Source organism: Pseudomonas sp. MS15a(2019), assembly GCF_013277805.1.
Lineage (GTDB): Bacteria > Pseudomonadota > Gammaproteobacteria > Pseudomonadales > Pseudomonadaceae > Chryseomonas > Chryseomonas benzopyrenica.
Window position 1 is genome coordinate 187288 of record NZ_VBTN01000003.1, and the last position, 15634, is coordinate 202921.

The 15634-nt window shown below is 65.0% G+C and carries 16 protein-coding genes; 11 read left to right on the forward strand and 5 right to left on the reverse strand.

Features of this window, described 5'->3' with window-relative positions; translation table 11 throughout:
* The first annotated feature begins 12 nt into the window (after positions 1 to 12).
* Genes FEZ61_RS04430 through FEZ61_RS04445 form a run of 4 tightly spaced genes read left to right on the forward strand, consistent with a single transcriptional unit; the run spans position 13 to position 4530 of the window.
* Positions 13 to 1008: an ABC transporter ATP-binding protein gene (locus tag FEZ61_RS04430; protein WP_173147449.1), complete on the forward strand. Its 996-nt coding sequence runs from the start codon at positions 13 to 15 to the stop codon at positions 1006 to 1008.
* The gene (locus tag FEZ61_RS04435) at positions 1005 to 1967 is read left to right on the forward strand and encodes an oligopeptide/dipeptide ABC transporter ATP-binding protein (protein WP_173147451.1); all 963 of its coding nucleotides are present in this window, start codon (positions 1005 to 1007) and stop codon (positions 1965 to 1967) included. Before FEZ61_RS04430 ends, FEZ61_RS04435 begins: the two co-directional genes overlap by 4 nt.
* Positions 1968 to 1981: 14 nt before the next feature.
* Positions 1982 to 3376, forward strand: a complete 1395-nt coding sequence (locus FEZ61_RS04440; RefSeq protein WP_068384187.1) for a M20 family metallopeptidase — start codon at positions 1982 to 1984, stop codon at positions 3374 to 3376.
* The gene (locus tag FEZ61_RS04445; RefSeq protein WP_173147453.1) at positions 3376 to 4530 is read left to right on the forward strand and encodes a M20 family metallopeptidase; all 1155 of its coding nucleotides are present in this window, start codon (positions 3376 to 3378) and stop codon (positions 4528 to 4530) included. Before FEZ61_RS04440 ends, FEZ61_RS04445 begins: the two co-directional genes overlap by 1 nt.
* A 180-nt stretch (positions 4531 to 4710) precedes the next feature.
* Here the strand turns inward: FEZ61_RS04445 and FEZ61_RS04450 are convergent, their stop codons facing one another.
* Together FEZ61_RS04450 and FEZ61_RS04455 are read right to left on the reverse strand one after the other, a co-directional pair.
* Entirely contained in the window at positions 4711 to 6069 is a 1359-nt protein-coding gene (locus FEZ61_RS04450; protein ID WP_068384191.1) for a DUF4041 domain-containing protein, read from the reverse strand.
* 402 nt (positions 6070 to 6471) lie between these two features.
* Positions 6472 to 6942, reverse strand: a complete 471-nt coding sequence (locus FEZ61_RS04455; protein ID WP_064308720.1) for an Lrp/AsnC family transcriptional regulator — start codon at positions 6940 to 6942, stop codon at positions 6472 to 6474.
* A gap of 165 nt (positions 6943 to 7107) precedes the next feature.
* On the opposite strand from FEZ61_RS04455, the gene FEZ61_RS04460 reads away from it, so the two are divergent.
* Together FEZ61_RS04460 and FEZ61_RS04465 are read left to right on the forward strand one after the other, a co-directional pair.
* Positions 7108 to 8115 carry a 1-aminocyclopropane-1-carboxylate deaminase gene (locus FEZ61_RS04460; protein WP_197480268.1) on the forward strand — a complete coding sequence of 336 codons (1008 nt, stop codon included), beginning with the start codon at positions 7108 to 7110 and terminating at the stop codon, positions 8113 to 8115.
* A gap of 34 nt (positions 8116 to 8149) precedes the next feature.
* Positions 8150 to 8548 carry a hypothetical protein gene (locus tag FEZ61_RS04465; protein ID WP_173147455.1) on the forward strand — a complete coding sequence of 133 codons (399 nt, stop codon included), beginning with the start codon at positions 8150 to 8152 and terminating at the stop codon, positions 8546 to 8548.
* A gap of 9 nt (positions 8549 to 8557) precedes the next feature.
* On the opposite strand, the gene FEZ61_RS04470 is transcribed toward FEZ61_RS04465, so the two are convergent.
* The 3 genes from FEZ61_RS04470 to FEZ61_RS04480 all read right to left on the reverse strand — a co-directional run bounded on the left by FEZ61_RS04470 (position 8558) and on the right by FEZ61_RS04480 (position 11147).
* Positions 8558 to 9844, reverse strand: coding sequence for a HipA domain-containing protein (locus FEZ61_RS04470; protein ID WP_173147457.1), 1287 nt, complete (start codon positions 9842 to 9844; stop codon positions 8558 to 8560).
* Positions 9841 to 10092: a helix-turn-helix domain-containing protein gene (locus FEZ61_RS04475; protein ID WP_173147459.1), complete on the reverse strand. Its 252-nt coding sequence runs from the start codon at positions 10090 to 10092 to the stop codon at positions 9841 to 9843. The genes FEZ61_RS04470 and FEZ61_RS04475 overlap by 4 nt, the downstream gene beginning before the upstream one ends.
* 137 nt (positions 10093 to 10229) lie before the next feature.
* Positions 10230 to 11147: a LysR family transcriptional regulator gene (locus FEZ61_RS04480; protein WP_173147461.1), complete on the reverse strand. Its 918-nt coding sequence runs from the start codon at positions 11145 to 11147 to the stop codon at positions 10230 to 10232.
* 118 nt (positions 11148 to 11265) lie between these two features.
* Between FEZ61_RS04480 and FEZ61_RS04485 the strand changes: the two genes are divergently transcribed.
* The 5 genes from FEZ61_RS04485 (at position 11266) to FEZ61_RS04505 (ending at position 15584) form a co-directional block, all read left to right on the forward strand.
* Positions 11266 to 12030 (forward strand): 5-oxoprolinase subunit PxpA, encoded by a 765-nt coding sequence (locus tag FEZ61_RS04485; RefSeq protein ID WP_173147463.1) that lies wholly within the window; start codon positions 11266 to 11268, stop codon positions 12028 to 12030.
* Positions 12031 to 12122: 92 nt separating this feature from the next.
* On the forward strand, positions 12123 to 12374 hold the full coding sequence (locus tag FEZ61_RS04490) for an acetyl-CoA carboxylase (protein ID WP_017640209.1): 252 nt from the start codon (positions 12123 to 12125) through the stop codon (positions 12372 to 12374).
* Positions 12371 to 13744, forward strand: a complete 1374-nt coding sequence (locus tag FEZ61_RS04495; protein ID WP_346342857.1) for an acetyl-CoA carboxylase biotin carboxylase subunit — start codon at positions 12371 to 12373, stop codon at positions 13742 to 13744. Before FEZ61_RS04490 ends, FEZ61_RS04495 begins: the two co-directional genes overlap by 4 nt.
* The gene (locus FEZ61_RS04500) at positions 13741 to 14613 is read left to right on the forward strand and encodes an allophanate hydrolase subunit 1 (RefSeq protein ID WP_173147465.1); all 873 of its coding nucleotides are present in this window, start codon (positions 13741 to 13743) and stop codon (positions 14611 to 14613) included. The genes FEZ61_RS04495 and FEZ61_RS04500 overlap by 4 nt, the downstream gene beginning before the upstream one ends.
* Positions 14610 to 15584 carry a biotin-dependent carboxyltransferase family protein gene (locus tag FEZ61_RS04505; RefSeq protein ID WP_173147467.1) on the forward strand — a complete coding sequence of 325 codons (975 nt, stop codon included), beginning with the start codon at positions 14610 to 14612 and terminating at the stop codon, positions 15582 to 15584. Before FEZ61_RS04500 ends, FEZ61_RS04505 begins: the two co-directional genes overlap by 4 nt.
* The last annotated feature ends 50 nt before the right edge of the window (positions 15585 to 15634 follow it).

The following is a 15634-nucleotide window of genomic DNA, read 5'->3' on the forward strand; positions in this document are numbered from 1 at the left end:
GGAGGACTGACCATGGCACTGCTCGACGTTAAAGACCTGCGCATCGACATCCCCCTGGGGGACGACACGCTGCACGCCGTGCGCGGCCTGGACCTGCAGGTGGAGCGGGGCGAGACGCTCTGCCTAGTGGGCGAATCCGGCTGCGGCAAGTCGCTCACCTCCCTGGCGCTGATGGATCTGCTGCCGCGCCAGGCCCGGCGCCAGGCGGCGCGGCTGATGCTGGGCGAACACGACCTGCTGACCCTGGGTGAAAGGGGCATGCGCGACCTGCGCGGCAATCGCCTGGCGATGATCTTCCAGGAGCCCATGACCGCCCTCAATCCGGCCTACAGCATCGGTGATCAGCTCGCCGAAGTACTGCGGCGCCACCGCAGGCTGGGCCGCAAGGCCGCCTGGGCACGGGCCGAGGCCATGCTGGAAAAGGTCGGCATCAGCAACGCCGGCGAGCGCCTGCGCCAGTATCCGCACCAGCTCAGCGGCGGGTTGCGGCAGCGGGTGATCATCGCCATGGCGCTGCTGTGCGAACCGGACCTCATCATCGCCGACGAGCCCACCACGGCGCTGGACGTCACCATCCAGGCGCAGATCCTGCACCTGTTGCGCGACCTGCAGCGGGAATTCGGCACGGCCATCGTCTTCATCACCCACGACCTGGGGCTGGTGGCGCGCATCGCCGATCGGGTAGCGGTCATGTATGCCGGCCAAATCGTCGAGCAGGCACCGGCCGCCGAACTCTTCGCCGCGCCGCGACACCCCTATACCCGTGGCTTGCTGGCGAGCATCCCGGTACCGGGCCGGACCCGTCCCGGCCAGCCGCTGGGCGCCATCCCCGGCCTGGTCCCCAGCCTGGTCGGCGAACAGCACGGCTGCGCCTTTCGCAACAGATGCCCGCAGGCGGTGGCGGCCTGCGCCGACAGCGTGCCGCTGCTGGAGAAGGGCGCGCACCTGGCGCGTTGCCACTTCGCCCAGCCCAGCGAACCCCTGCGCCGGGTCGGAGGTGTGCGATGAGCCGCGAGATCGTCCTGGAGCTTTGTGACATCCGCCGCGAATTCACCCTGGGACGCGGTCTGTTCCGCCCGCCGGCCACCCTCAAGGCGGTGGATGGCATTTCGTTACGGCTCTATCGCGGCGAGACCCTGGGTCTGGTGGGGGAATCGGGGTGCGGCAAGAGCACCCTGGCCAAGCTGCTGCTGGGGCTGCTGGCGCCCACCAGCGGCGACATCCTAGTGGGCGGCGAGCACCTGCGCGGGGTGGATCGCAAGCGCATGGCCCGGCACATCCAGCCGATCTTCCAGGACCCTTACTCGTCGCTCAATCCGCGCAAGACGGTGCGCGAGATCGTGGCGCTGCCGCTCAAGGTGCATGGCCTGGGCACGCCCGCCGAGCAGCAACGGCGGGTCGCGGAGATGCTCGACGTGGTGGGCTTGCCACGGCGCGCCGCCGACAGCCATCCCGGTCAGCTCAGTGGCGGCCAGCGCCAGCGGGTGGCCATCGCCCGCGCCCTGGTGATGCGCCCGGACGTGCTGATCTGCGACGAACCCACCTCGGCGCTGGACGTCTCCGTGCAGGCGCAGATCCTCAATCTGCTGCTGGAACTCAAGCGTGAATTCGGCCTGACCTATCTGCTCATCAGCCACAACCTGGCGGTGGTGGAGCACCTGGCCGACCGGGTGGCGGTGATGTACCTCGGCAAGATCGTCGAGGAGCGCGAGCGAGCGGCGCTGTTCGCCCAGCCGGCGCATCCCTATACCCGGGCGCTGCTGGATGCGGTGCTCACCCCTGATCCCAGCCTGGGCCTGCCGGCGCTGGGCCTGGGCGGCAGCTTTCCCAATCCCATCTCGCCGCCCAGTGGCTGCGCCTTCCATCCCCGCTGCCCGCGCTGCTTCGGCCCCTGCGCCGAGCGCTATCCGGAACGTGAACCCATCCCCGGCGGCAGCAAGCGCTGCCACCTCCCCGAACCCGCCTGACCCCGGAGTCCGCCATGACCAGCCGTACCCATGCCCTTGAGCTTGCCGCCGCGCACTTCGACAGCGGCGCCTTCCGTGCCCGGCTCGCCACCGCCGTGGCCCATCCCACCGAAAGCCAGGAACCCGAGCGCCAGGCGGAGCTGCAGCGCTACCTGAATGAGTTCATCGCCCCCTATGTGGCCAGTCTCGGCTTCACCAGCCGGCAGCTGGACAATCCGGTCGCCGGCAAGGGACCGTTGCTGATCGCCGAGCGGATCGAGGATCCGGCGTTGCCGACCCTGCTCAGCTATGGCCACGGTGACGTGGTGCGTGGCGATGCCAGCCGCTGGCGCGAAGGCCTTGCGCCCTGGACCCTGGTGGAGCAGGGCGAGCGCTGGTACGGCCGCGGCACCGCCGACAACAAGGGCCAGCACCTGCTCAACCTGGCGGCGCTGGAACAGGTGATCGCCGCCCGCGGCGGACGCCTGGGCTACAACGTCAAGCTGCTGCTGGAGATGGGCGAGGAGATCGGCTCGGTCGGGCTGCGCGCCTTTTGCCAGGAGCAGCGCCAGGCGCTGGCCGCCGATCTGTTCATCGCGTCCGACGGTCCGCGGGTTTCGGCATCCCGGCCAACGCTGTTCCTGGGTGCCCGGGGCACCTTCAATTTCGACCTGCACCTGGAGCTGCGCGATGGCGGCCATCACTCCGGCAACTGGGGCGGACTGCTGGCCAATCCCGGCATCATTCTCGCCCACGCCCTGGCCAGCCTGGTGGATGCCCGGGGCCAGATCCAGGTCGCGGGGCTCAAGCCCACCGAGCTGCCCGCACCGGTGCGCAGGGCGCTGGCCGACATCGAGGTGGGCGGCGCGCCGGGTGATCCGGCCATCGATCCCCTCTGGGGCGAGCCTGGGTTGACCCCAGCCGAACGCGTCTATGGCTGGAACACCTTCGAACTACTGGCCTTCACCACCGGCAATCCCGAGGCACCGGTCAATGCCATTCCTGGTAGTGCCCGTGCCCACTGCCAAATCCGCTTCGTCGCCGGCTGCGACTGCACGACCTTCATCCCGCTGATCGAGGCGCACCTGGCCGAGCAGGGTTTCGCCGCGGTGCGGGTCACCCGTGCCAAAGACGAGATCCTCCACGCCTCGCGCCTGGACCCGGAGAATCCCTGGGTGGACTGGGCCCTGACGTCCCTGACCCACACCCTGGGCGCAAAGCCCGCCTTGCTGCCCAATTTCGGCGGCGGCTTGCCCAATGACATCTTTGCCGACATTCTCGAACTGCCCACCCTCTGGGTACCTCATTCCTATCCCGCCTGCTCCCAGCACGCGCCCAATGAGCATCTCCTGGCCCCGGTCGTGCGGCAGGGGCTGCAACTCATGGCCGGGCTGTTCTGGGACCTGGGCGATCGCTGGAGCCGCAGCTGATGTCCCTTGCCAAGACTACTGCCCTGGAGTGGCTCGCCACCCAGCGCGAGCCGATGACCCGTCTCCTGCAACGCCTGGTCGATACCGATTCCAACAGCTACGACAAGGCCGGCGTGGATGCCGTCGGCGCCGTGCTCACCGCCGCCCTGGACGAAGACGGCATTGAGGTCACCCGGACGCCGGTTACCGACTTCGGTGACGTCCTTGCCGCCCAGGTGGGGCCCGCCACGGGCGCCGCGGTGCTGCTGCTGGGCCATCGCGACACCGTCTTTCCGCCGGGTACCGTGGCCAGCCGCGGCTTCACCCAGGATGCCCGCCAGGCCTATGGTCCCGGTGTCGCGGACATGAAGGGTGGCCTGGTGGCGAGCTGCTTCGCCTTGCGCGCGCTGAAGCGCGCCGGCGAGTTGCCGTTTCCAGTGCGGGTGCTCTACACCGGCGATGAAGAGATCGGCTCCGGCACGGCTCGCCCATACCTGGAAGCGGCGGCCCGCGGCGCCCGGGCCGTGCTCAACTGCGAGCCCGGGCGGGTCAGTGGCAACGTGGTCAAGGCGCGCAAGGGCGGCGCCACCCTGGCCATCAGCGTGAGCGGTCGTGCCGCCCATGCCGGCGTCAGCCACGCCGAGGGCGCCAGCGCCATCCAGGCCCTGGCGCTCAAGGTGGTCAAGCTGCACGCCCTGACCGACTACGAGCGTGGCATCACCACCAATGTCGGTCTCATCGAGGGCGGTACCTCGAGCAATACCGTGGCGCCCAGCGCCACCGCGCGCCTGGACGTGCGCTTCGTCGCCCTGGCCGACTGGCCCGAGCTGCAGAAGCGCATAGAGGCCATCGTCGCCGAGGGAGAGCTGCCGGGAACCCGGGCCAGCGTCATCACCACCGGCCTGTTCCTACCCATGGAAGAGTACCTGAGCCGTGACCTGCTGGCGCTCTACCAGCGCGAGGCGCAAGCACTCGGCTTCAGCGTGGAGGGGGAGTTCACCGGCGGTTGCGCCGACTCCGGCTTTACCGCCAGCCTGGGTGTGCCCACTCTCTGTGGCCTGGGCCCGATTGGCGGCAAGGTGCATACCGACGCCGAGTTCCTGGTGCTCGACACCCTGGTCCCGCGCACCCAGGCGCTGGTGGCCACCATCCTGGCTCTAGCCGTAAAGGCTTGATCCTCTTGTCGGTTTCCGAAACAGGTGCGACTCCTAGCCGGCGAGGGCCACAAGTGGCGACTTTAGATTTTCGAAACTGCTGCGACTGCCTGCGGAATTTTCCGTGAACAATTTTTAGGGATGGCCTTTAATAGGTGGGAACAGCTCGGAGGCCTGCTATCGACCCATAGCGGGCGCACCTTATCCTCGTGCAGCTATTCGCTCTGCTTGCTGAATAGCCGGCTTAGGAAGAGCCATGCGAAGACTTTCACGGTACTGCTCTGCTGCCGCCTCGTGGGTGACTTCCACAACAGCATCATAATTTTCCCGAATGATTCGCTCGATCTCAGCAATGTCAGCCCGGAAAAATTCTTTACGCCCATTGACCTTGTTGAGCCGGCCTGATGCAAAGTGGTCGTGCAGCTTTGCTTCTAACGCGGGCGCATTATTCGAGAAAACCATGGCATGCACATCGAACCAGAATGGCACTGAGGCGTCACCTAGCTCGTCTACTCGGTCCATAGGTTCCAAACGGCGTGTCATGCCTATCTTGTAAACACCTTCACCGAATGCCCCAAGGTTAGAGATCACATACACATATCCGGCTTTGGCATTCTGCTCGCGATAATCAATGAGCTTTTCCTCGCTCTCTAGCTCGGATCGACTAGCTTCAATTTCGGCTAGCTTTACTAGTAGCGCTGAACGCTCTTCATCCGATTGTGCTTGCTCAAGACGAGCCTGAAGGTCGCGCATAGCAGCCGTAAAGTGCTTCCTCTCCTTAGCAATTTTCTCCCGCGCCGAGCGAATTTCCTGCTCCAGCTTCTGCTGCTCTCGAAGCTCTTCTCGGGCACGTTTTGCCTCTTCCTTTTCTTCTTGTTTCTTGATCTGAAATTCATGGGCAAGATAAAGCTCGTCAAGCTTGAGGTCGAGGTAAATACCAGATATCTCTACACTCATGATCTTGCCGAGCCGATTGCAGGCTTCGAACGATTTGAGGATTCGCTTTTCCCCAAGCTCAACGTTGTCGAATTTCACGTTGGCTACACATGCATCCGCTTCGTTGTTGAAAGAGCGGATCACTAGCTTAATCATGTCGTTCACAAGTTTGCGGCCTTGCGCCTGGCTGTTGTTCACAGTCCATTGCATGTTGCCGGTTGCGGCCTGTGCATTCTTGACCATCACCTTCTGTCTATCGCGGACGCTATCTAAGCGAGCCTTGTACTCTTGGCTAGTGGTTAGCTTGAACCTTGGCTCGTAGAGCGCAAAACTCTCTAGGAGAACTGTCTCCTCCCATATAAGTATCTGCTCTTGCAGATCAGTGGAACGCTGGGCAAGCGCTGCCATCTCCCGTTCTGATCGTTGAGTTTCTTCGCGAACAGCCGCCAGCCTCACCTTCTCTTGCTCAACGAGGTTCTGGACGTTTACTACGTCCATGGCACCTATTTGCGTAATTAGCGCCTGTAACTGCGAACATTTGGCATGAAGCTTCGCGAGCTCAGCTTCTAGGGCCTCCGCACGCTGCCGGTGTGCTGGGCCTTTCCAATAGTCACTAAAAGACATGGAGTCCTTCCTCGCTGTGAGTCGAATTGCATATATCAGAAAGCACGAGAGGTGTGTTCTAACACTCTTTATAGCACCTCAGTTCGAAACTCAAAAAGAACAAGCAATCGCTCTTCCTTCCTGGTGCGACCGAGCGTAACCGGACTGAGATCACACAGCCATCATTAGACCGTAAGAGTAAATAGCGCCTACCGGAGGATCGTTCGCCTAGACCTGGTGTCTTGCCTATCTCAACTCTACCTATGAGGACGCGCTACACAAATGGCTGCTAAGGGTCGATTTCTGTCATTGGCTGATTCCGGTTTAGGTATTTCCAAAATGTCGCAACAATTTCGGAAACCGACAGCTATCCTGAACGGGCGCCGCTCGGCACCTGTCCCTGCCTAGGCGCCACCCGCCGAATCAGATAGGCAACAACCCCTCGGTCTTGACTTCGTTCAGCACGAAAAAGGTGCGCACCTGGCGCACGCCGGGCAGGGCGATCAGCCGCTCGCTGTGCAGGCGATTGAAGGCGGCGATGTCCTTGACCCTGAGCTTGATGAAGTAGTCGACGTCGCCGGCCACCAGGTAGCACTCCAACACCGGGGGCAGGGCGCGGGCGGCCGCTTCGAAGGCCTGGAAGGATTCCGGGGTCGATCGGTCCAGCACCACCCCTACCAGTACCGCGGTCTCCCGCTGCACGGCCTTGGGGTCCACATGGGCCCTGACGCCGGTGATGACGCCGCTGTCGAACAGCTTACGCGTGTGATTCCAGCAGGCGCTGGGGCTCAGGGACACCTGGCGGGCCAGCTCGGCATTGCTCAGACGGCCGTCCTGTTGCAGGGCTCTCAGGATCTTGCGTTCGACCGGAGTGAGTTCCGCGCTTTCGCTCATCGAAAGATTCTCCTTTGGAAGAGGATTCTGACTGAAGGGTCTTGTCGTTCAAACACCTAATCCAGAAGGAAAGCAGGTTTTGTGCCGGTCATTCGAAAGCACCTTTTCCAGAGCTTTGCCTAGCATGGAAGGCGTTCTCTCATCACTGGAGTCGCTGCTATGTCCCTGGACCTCGAAAAGCGTTTTTCCCGCGTCAAGCTCGGTTATTTCCCGTCGCCCTTGCACAAGCTGGAGCGCATGTCGAAGGACCTCGGTATCGAACTCTGGGCCAAGCGTGACGACGTATCCTCCGGTCTCGCCTATGGCGGCAACAAGGTGCGCAAGCTGGAATGGCTGGCCGCCGATGCGCTGGCGCAGGGCTGCGATACCCTAGTGTCCATCGGCAACATCCAGTCCAACCACACGCGCCAGGTGGCCGCCGTCGCCGCGGTGTTGGGCATGAAGTGCCGGCTGGTTCAGGAGGAGTGGACCAAGTGGGAAGACCCGGTCTACGACAAGGTCGGCAACATCCTGCTGTCCCGCCTGATGGGCGCCCAGACGCTGCTGGAAGGCGAGGGCTATTCCACCGCGGTGAAGGCCACCTGGGAGCGCGCCCTGGACGAGGTGCGGCGTGAAGGCGGCAAGCCTTACGCCATTCCCGCCGGCGCCTCGGACCATCCCCTAGGTGGCCTCGGCTATGCCCATTTTGCCGATGAACTGGCGGCGCAAGAGCGCGACCAGGGCCTCTTCTTCGATACCGTGGTGACGGCCACCTGTACCGGTTCTACCCAGGGCGGCATGGTGGTGGGCTTTCGCGCCCAGGAGCGGGAACGCCGCCTGATCGGCATTGACACGGCGGCGGACGCCGAGATGACCCGCGCCGCGGTGACCAAGATCGCGCGCAACACCGCCGAGATGATCGGCCTGAAGCAGGAGATCCGCGACGAGGACGTCATCATCGAGCCACGGTTCTGCGGACCGGACTACGGCCTGCCGGATGGTCCCACCGTCGAGGCCATCCGCTACACCGCGCAGATGGAGGGGATGCTCACCGACCCGGTCTACGAGGGCAAATCCATGGCCGGGCTGATCGCCATGGCGCGCAGTGGCGAGATCGCCAAGGGCAGCCGGGTGCTCTATGTTCACCTCGGGGGCGCACCGGCGCTCAACGCCTACCACAACGCCTTCGCCTGAGCCCAGGCCACGACCGGTCACGAGGAGGTCCCGCATGACGAGCCAACCCTGGATAGCGGTAGATGACCTCCGACCGGCCGTGGCGCTGGTCATCCTGCATGGCGGTCTCGACCCCACGGTAACGGGGGAATTGCGCAGCGGCTTGCCCGGCTGCAGCGATCTCCCGGTGTTGCAGCTGGAGGACGTCGACGGGCTGCACGAGGAGTGGCTCACCCAGGGTCCGCAGAGCCGGATCGTACGGCTGTTGTCCCTGCTGGGCGGTGACTGCCTGCTGCTGGCGGTCGAGCCGGAAGGCTTTAACGAGCTGGAATGGCTGGGATCGGTCGCCGGTCAACGACTGCAACAGTTCACGAGCAGCACGCCCACGGGTGAGCTGATCGCTCGCCTGCAACAGCTCAGACGCGAGCGGCTGCTGGCGGTGTTGCCACTTTGAGCGTAGCCGTCAGGCCAGCCGCTCGACCTGTTCGGCGATCAGCGCCCTGATCGCCCGCAGGCAGCGCAACTCGCCGGCGAAGACCGCCCGCAACTCCGGCCACGCGCCGGCCAGGGCCTGATTTTCCCGCTCGGTCTGTTCCAGCAGCTGCTGAGCCTGGGAGGGCAGGCGTTGCCGTAGGCGTTGCAGCTGGGCGGCGGCCGGTGAGCGTTTGATACCCAGCACCTCGGCTGCATCCAGCAATCGCTCGCGGTCGATGGCCGCCAGCCGGTTTTCACCGAGGATCGGCCAGGCGAGGGTGGTTGCGTCCGGCCAGCGCTGCTGGTCGAAAGCGCGGCTCTCGTATACCGCCGTGCAGAGCAGGTCATAGCAGGGTGCGAGGGCCAGCCCCCGCGGTGAGACCAGAAAGCCCAGATTCTTTAGATGAGCATCGGTATTGCCCACCAGCACGTTGAAGGCCAGCCAGGTGAACAGCCGCGTCCGGGTCACGGCGGGCGCCTCGCACAGCCGGGCCAGCTCGGCCAGGCGCTCCACGCTACCCGCCTGGTACTTGAAATGACGGTCCAGACCCAGCACCTGGCAGGCGTCGATGCCGTGGCGTCGCTGCCAGCCGCCCGGGGTACGGACGCGGTCGAAGCGCTCGATCAGATAGACCGGCTCGGGCACGTAGCGGCGCTCGACGGCGGGAACCATCAGCCCGGCCAGACCCGCCAGGCGCATGGTGAACCACTCGTTGATCACCGAATGGGCGAAGGCCTCGTGGGGATGGTCCGGCTTGAGGATATGGGTAGAGGGCAGGGCGCCCACGGGTTCCTGCAGCCCCTGGTCATCGAGGATCACCGCCAGCTTGTGCTGGGCGCCGGCCAGCGACATGCGCTTGTGCGCCTCGTGGGTCAGCGGCAGCTGCGGCATGGCCTGGATCCGCCGGGAGAGATCGGCATCGCTCAGGCGGCGGCGATCTCCCGGCGGCAGGTGCTGACCTTCGGCGAGCAGGGTAAGGGAGCCGGCGGATTCGGCGCCGTACCAGCTCAGCAGGGCGAAGGCATCGGCGGCATCCAGGCGCGCATCCTGGGCGAGCAGTTGCCGCTGGCCTTCCTCGGGTAGCAGGTTATCGAAGTACCACTGCACCGGTCGCTGCGAACTGCCATCGATCAGCGGCGCTCGCTGCAAGGGCAATTGTGGACAGAGCGCGAAGGCCTGCCAGCCGGGTTCATACTGGAAGGACCAGATACCGTTCTCGTCAGCCAGCCGACCTACCAGCTGGTCGTCGATCCAGGCCAGGAGTTCACGCCTCATGGTGTCCGAGTATCCGGCTGGGCTTCCACCTCGGGGGGCAGATCCACGATCAGGCGCACTCCCAGGCCTTCCAGTACCTGGAACAGCTTGCCCCACTGGACGGTTTCGCCACCGCGCTCGACCTTGCCGAGAAAGTTTTCACTGACGCCGAGACTGCCGGCGGCATCGTCCTGGCGCAGCGACTGGGCCTTGCGCGCCTGGCGGACGAGGGCGCCCAGGTCGGCGGCATTCTTGAGTATCACCTGCATGATTTATCCTCACGAGCGTGGGGATCAGGCTAACGCCAAAGGGATAACCGATGCAATCCTCAAGATCGTGAGGATTTTAGCTATCCAAGCTATTATTCAGATCGAATCCTTTCGATCGTGAGGATTTATATCTACAGTCACCGTCGCGCGCCCAGCTGCTGGGGCGCCAGAAAGGCGCTGTGGAAGTAGCTGCGAAAGGCCTGCATGGCCGGCGTCAGTGGATGCTCCCTGTGCCAGGCCAGCCCCACGCTCATGGGGGTGATGGGCTCCACCAGGGTGCGCGTTTCCAGGCGCTTGCCCTCCAAGGACCAGGGCCGATAGACCAGGTCGGAAAGGATGGCCACGCCGCTGCCGTTGGCCACCATGCTGCGTACGGCCTCCACCGAGCTGGTGCGCAAGCGCACCTGGGGTTCAAGGCCCGACTGGCGCCAATAGCGCATGGCGCTCTGTTCGGCCTCGTCGACGGTGAGCAGGACATAGGGCTCGCGGGCAACATCGGCCAAGCTGACGTCGGGTTGATCGCGCAAGGGATGGCCACTGGGCAGCCAGAGGCGGCGCTCGGAATTGAAGAGCGTTTCGGAGACGATGTCCTCGTGGGTCAGGTTGGCGGTCAGCACCACCGCCATGTCTATGCGCTTGTCCAGCAGCGCTTCCTCGATGGCCTGGCGCTCCTGCTCGTGCACCGCCACCGTCACCTCGGGATAGAGCTGTGCCAGGCGTTGCAGGTGGTGGGGGAGGAAGTAGCCGATCACCGTGTAGCTGGCGGCAATGCGCAGCTCGCCGCTGGCGCGGTGGTCGGGCAGGGCGCTGCTCAGGGCGTCGTCGACCCCGCGCAGGATGCCGTAGGCATGGTTGAGGAAATGCCGACCGGCGTCGGTCAAGGCCATCCCCTGGGCCGAACGGACGAACAGGCTGGCACCCAGCAGGCCCTCCAGTTCCTGGATGGCGCTGGTCACCGCCGACTGGGAGATGTTCAGGTGGATGGCGGCCTGGGAGATCTGACCCAGTTCGGCGGTCGCGGCAAAGTAGCGCAGTTGACGCAGGGTTAGGGCCATGGGGATCGTCCTGAGGTATCGATTTTTCCGAACGCTGAACCTTGGATAATAAATCTTCCCAAGGGGGCAGGGCAGTCCTAAGGTCGAGGACAACACACCGCTGCCAGGGAATACCGCAATGATCGAGGTGGACTTCAATTCCGACATGGGCGAGGGCTTGGGCGCCTGGACCCTAGGCGACGGCGTGGATGACCAGCTGCTCGACCTGGTCAGCTCGGCCAATATCGCCACTGGCTTCCATGCCGGCGATCCCAGCCTCATGCAGCGCACCGTGCTGCAGGCCAAGGCGCGCAATGTCGCCATCGGCGCCCATCCGGGCTATCGCGATCTGGTGGGCTTCGGGCGCCGCCCGTTGCAGATGCCCGCCGAAGAACTGGTAGCCGATATCGTCTACCAGCTCGGCGCCTTGCGTGAATTCGCTCGCTTGCACGGCTTGCGCCTGCAACACCTCAAGCCCCATGGCGCGCTGTTCATGCACCTGTCACGGGACGAGGCGGCGGCCCGCCTGCTGGTGGAGACCCTGCAGCGGCTCGAACCCGAGCTGCTGCTCTATTGCCTGCCCAACTCCGCCACCTGGCGTATCGGTCGCGAGCTGGGACAGCCCCTGGTACGCGAGTTCTATGCCGACCGGGACTACGACGCCAGCGGCTCCATCGTACTGGTCCGGCGCGTGGGCGCCCTGGATCCCCAGGCGGTGGCCGAGCGAGTGCTGAGAGCCTGCCAACAGGGGCGGGTCGCCACGGTGGAGGGGGGCGAGGTCGAGGTGACCTTCGAATCCATCTGCCTGCACAGCGATACCCCCGGTGCGCTGGGCCTGGCCCAGGCCATCCGCCAGCGCCTGGACGCCGCCGGCATTGCCATCCGCGCCCCTGGCGCCGGCTAGTTTTCATGCGGACACCGGCGCCAAGACGCCGGGTCCTCCAGTCCTTCGCTACGCCTGCCTTTCCGACAACATCGCCTAGAAGAGGAATCGTCATGGCCGAACATTCGGTGCTCTCGCCCCTGCCCGGGACGTTCTATCGCAAACCCACACCTGATGCGGCGCCCTATGTGGATGTCGGGGAAACCGTCACCGCCGGTACCGTGATCGGCCTGGTCGAGGTGATGAAGCAATTCTCGGAGGTCCACGCCGAGGTCGCCGGGACCCTCACGGCCTTCGTGGTCGAAGACGGCGATCCGGTCGAGCCGGGTCAGTTGCTGGCGACCCTGAGCGGAGCCGACTCGTGAGCACGACAGGGGGCGGCATCCGCCGTCTGCTGGTCGCCAATCGTGGCGAGATCGCTGTCCGTATTCTGCGCGCCGCCAAGGCCTTGAACATCGAGACGGTGCTAGCCTGCAGCGAGGCGGACCAGGATTCCCTGGCGGCGCGGCAGGCTGATGCCGTGGTGGTGATCGGCCCAGCGCGGGCGGATCGCAGCTACCTCAACATCGACGCGCTGCTCAGGGCGCTGCACGACAGCGGTGCCGATGCGGTCCATCCCGGCTATGGCTTCCTGGCCGAGAGCGCGGCCTTCGCCGATGCAGTGGAGGAGGCCGGTGCCATCTTCGTCGGCCCCTCGGGTGACATCATTCGCCGCATGGGCGACAAGGCCGAGGCGCGGCGTACCGCCCTGGCGGCTGGCGTGCCGGTGGTGCCTGGCTCCGCCGCCGAACCGGCCGATATAGAAGCGGCCATAGCGGCAGCCGAGACGGTGGGCTATCCGCTGCTGATCAAGGCGTCGGCGGGAGGAGGAGGCCGGGGCATCCGCCTGGCCCGCGATGCCGCCGAACTGGCGCGGGAATTTCCCCTCGCTCAACGTGAAGCCCAGGCCGCCTTTGGCAACGGTGCCCTCTATTTGGAGCGCTTCATCGAGCACGCTCGCCATATAGAGGTACAGATCCTGGGCGATGGCCAGCGCGCGGTGCATCTGTTCGAACGCGAATGCTCGTTACAGCGTCGCCGTCAGAAACTTCTGGAAGAAGCACCATCACCGGTGCTGAGCGCTGCCCAGCGCGAGACCCTCTGCGCCAGCGCGGTCCGTCTGGCCGAAAGTCTCGGCTATCGCGGCGCGGGCACTCTGGAATACCTGTTCGACGAAGCCCGAGGCGAGTTCTTCTTCATCGAGATGAATACCCGCATCCAGGTGGAGCATCCGGTCAGCGAGATGGTCACCGGCATCGACCTGGTCCAGGCCATGCTGTGCATCGCCGGTGGCGAACCCCTGCGGCTGCGCCAGGAAGACATCCATCTGCTGGGCGCGGCCATCGAGCTGAGGCTCAACGCCGAGGACCCGGCGCGCAATTTCTTCCCCAGTCCCGGAACGGTCGAGCAGCTCGCCTGGCCGCGTGGCGCGGGCATCCGCGTCGACAGCCATCTCTATGCCGGCTATCGGGTGCCGCCTTACTACGACTCGCTGCTGGCCAAGCTCATCGCCCATGGCGCCGATCGCACCGAGGCGCTGGCCCGTGCGCGTCAGGCGCTGGACGAGTTGCGCTTTACCGGCATGGCCACCACCGCATCCCTGCATCGACGGCTGCTGGACGAACCCTGGGTGATCGAAGCCTGCTTCGACACCGGTACCCTGGAACACTGGCTGGCCGAGGAGATTCCCGCATGACGACCGCGATCCGCTACAGCTTTGGCGGCGACGAGCACCTGTTCGTCGAATTGTCCGAAAGCATGTCCCTGGAGACCTTTTTCCGTGGCCTGGCCATGACCCGCGCGGTGCAGGCGCTGCAGTTGCCCGGCATCCACGACATCTGCCTGGCCAATGCCTCCTTCCAGATTCGCTTCGATCCCGATGTCCTGCCGCCCGACCGGCTGCTGGCCGCCGTCCAGGGCGTGGAAGACCTGGCGGTGGCCGAGCGCCAACTGGCCACCCGCATCATCGAGATCCCGGTGCTCTACAACGACCCCTGGACCCACGAGACGCTGATGCGCTTTCGCGATCGCCACCAGGATCCGTCCGCCACTGATCTGGAATACGCCGCGCGCATCAACGGCCTGGCCGATGTCGAAGCCTTTATCGCGGCCCACAGCGGCGCGCCCTGGTTCGTCTCCATGGTGGGCTTCGTCGCCGGGCTACCGTTCATGTTCCAGATGGTGGAGCCGGAGCGGCAGCTGCAGGTGCCGAAGTACCTGCGGCCCCGCACCGACACGCCCAAACAGACCCTGGGTCACGGCGGCTGCTTCGGCTGCATCTACTCGGTCCGGGGTGCCGGTGGCTACCAGATGTTCGGGGTGACGCCAGCGCCCATCTACGATCCGGCGCAGCGCCTCGACTATCTGCAAGAGCACATGGTGTTTTTCCGGCCCGGCGACATCGTCCGCTTCCGCGCCATTGACCGCGCCGAGTACGACCGGATGCTGGCCGAGGTAGAGGAGGGTAGCTTCACCCTGAACATACGCCCCATGGACTTTTCCCTGGACGCCTTTCTCGACGATCCCCGTGGCTATCCGCGCGCCCTGATGGAGGAGCCGGCATGATCAAGGTACTCAAACCCGGCCTGGCCACCGCGATCCAGGACCTCGGTCGCGAAGGCTACTATCACCTGGGCATTCCGCCGTCCGGCGCCATGGACAGCTATGCCTTGCGTGCGGCCAATCTGCTGGTGGGCAATGCAGCCGGCGCCGCCGCGCTGGAATGCACCTTGCTCGGGCCGGAGCTGCAGTTCGCCGAAAACGCCCTGGTCGCCCTGAGCGGCGCGCGCATGACGCCACGCCTGGACGGCGCCGAAATGCCGCTGGACGAGGCCTTCATGGTGCGGGCCGGCCAGGTGCTCAAGTTCGATTACCTCAAGGCCGGTGCCCGCGGCTATCTGGCGGTGGCCGGAGGCTTCGATGTGCCCGAGGTGCTGGGCAGTCGTTCGACCTATACGCTGGGTGGCCTCGGTGGCTTCCAGGGTCGACGTCTCGCCGCGGGAGACGAATTGCCGATCGGAACGCCAGCGGCAGCTGCCAAGCCTGGAACTCGATTACCGAGCGATCTGGTACCGGCCTGCGGCGGCGAAGTGACCTTGCGTGTCGTACCCGGGCTTTATCATCACCGCCTGACCGCGGAAGCCGCCGAGGCCTTTTTCGCCGATACCTGGACGGTGGGCTCCGAAGCCGATCGCATCGGCTATAGATTCAAGGGCGGTCGACCGCTGGCATTCACGCCGCGCGAACAACCCTTTGGGGCCGGCTCGGATCCATCCAATATCGTCGACAGCTGTTATCCCATCGGCTCGATCCAGGTACCGGCGGGCCTCGAGCCCATCGTCCTGCACCGAGACGCGGTGTCGGGCGGCGGTTACGCCATGATCGGCACGGTCATCAGCAGCGACCTGGATCTGATCGGCCAGCTGCAGCCCAACCAGAAGGCGCGGTTCGTCGCCGTAACGTTGGAAGATGCATTAGCGGCACGTCGGATCTACCAGGAACGCTTGCAGCGCCTGGAGCAGGCCTTGGCTGGATGACTGGCGACAATCAGCCAGAACGTTCAACGGTGAGCTGAAAGATCCTGAAG

Coding starts and splice junctions, on each gene's coding strand:
- FEZ61_RS04435 (WP_173147451.1), top strand. CDS start 1,005: ATGAGCCGCGAGATCGTCCTGGAGCTTTGTGACATCCGCCGCGAATTC.
- FEZ61_RS04450 (WP_068384191.1), bottom strand. CDS start 6,069: ATGTCTTTTAGTGACTATTGGAAAGGCCCAGCACACCGGCAGCGTGCG.
- FEZ61_RS04490 (WP_017640209.1), top strand. CDS start 12,123: ATGGCCGAACATTCGGTGCTCTCGCCCCTGCCCGGGACGTTCTATCGC.
- FEZ61_RS04480 (WP_173147461.1), bottom strand. CDS start 11,147: ATGGCCCTAACCCTGCGTCAACTGCGCTACTTTGCCGCGACCGCCGAA.
- FEZ61_RS04430 (WP_173147449.1), top strand. CDS start 13: ATGGCACTGCTCGACGTTAAAGACCTGCGCATCGACATCCCCCTGGGG.
- FEZ61_RS04485 (WP_173147463.1), top strand. CDS start 11,266: ATGATCGAGGTGGACTTCAATTCCGACATGGGCGAGGGCTTGGGCGCC.
- FEZ61_RS04445 (WP_173147453.1), top strand. CDS start 3,376: ATGTCCCTTGCCAAGACTACTGCCCTGGAGTGGCTCGCCACCCAGCGC.
- FEZ61_RS04505 (WP_173147467.1), top strand. CDS start 14,610: ATGATCAAGGTACTCAAACCCGGCCTGGCCACCGCGATCCAGGACCTC.
- FEZ61_RS04455 (WP_064308720.1), bottom strand. CDS start 6,942: ATGAGCGAAAGCGCGGAACTCACTCCGGTCGAACGCAAGATCCTGAGA.
- FEZ61_RS04465 (WP_173147455.1), top strand. CDS start 8,150: ATGACGAGCCAACCCTGGATAGCGGTAGATGACCTCCGACCGGCCGTG.
- FEZ61_RS04500 (WP_173147465.1), top strand. CDS start 13,741: ATGACGACCGCGATCCGCTACAGCTTTGGCGGCGACGAGCACCTGTTC.
- FEZ61_RS04475 (WP_173147459.1), bottom strand. CDS start 10,092: ATGCAGGTGATACTCAAGAATGCCGCCGACCTGGGCGCCCTCGTCCGC.
- FEZ61_RS04440 (WP_068384187.1), top strand. CDS start 1,982: ATGACCAGCCGTACCCATGCCCTTGAGCTTGCCGCCGCGCACTTCGAC.
- FEZ61_RS04470 (WP_173147457.1), bottom strand. CDS start 9,844: ATGAGGCGTGAACTCCTGGCCTGGATCGACGACCAGCTGGTAGGTCGG.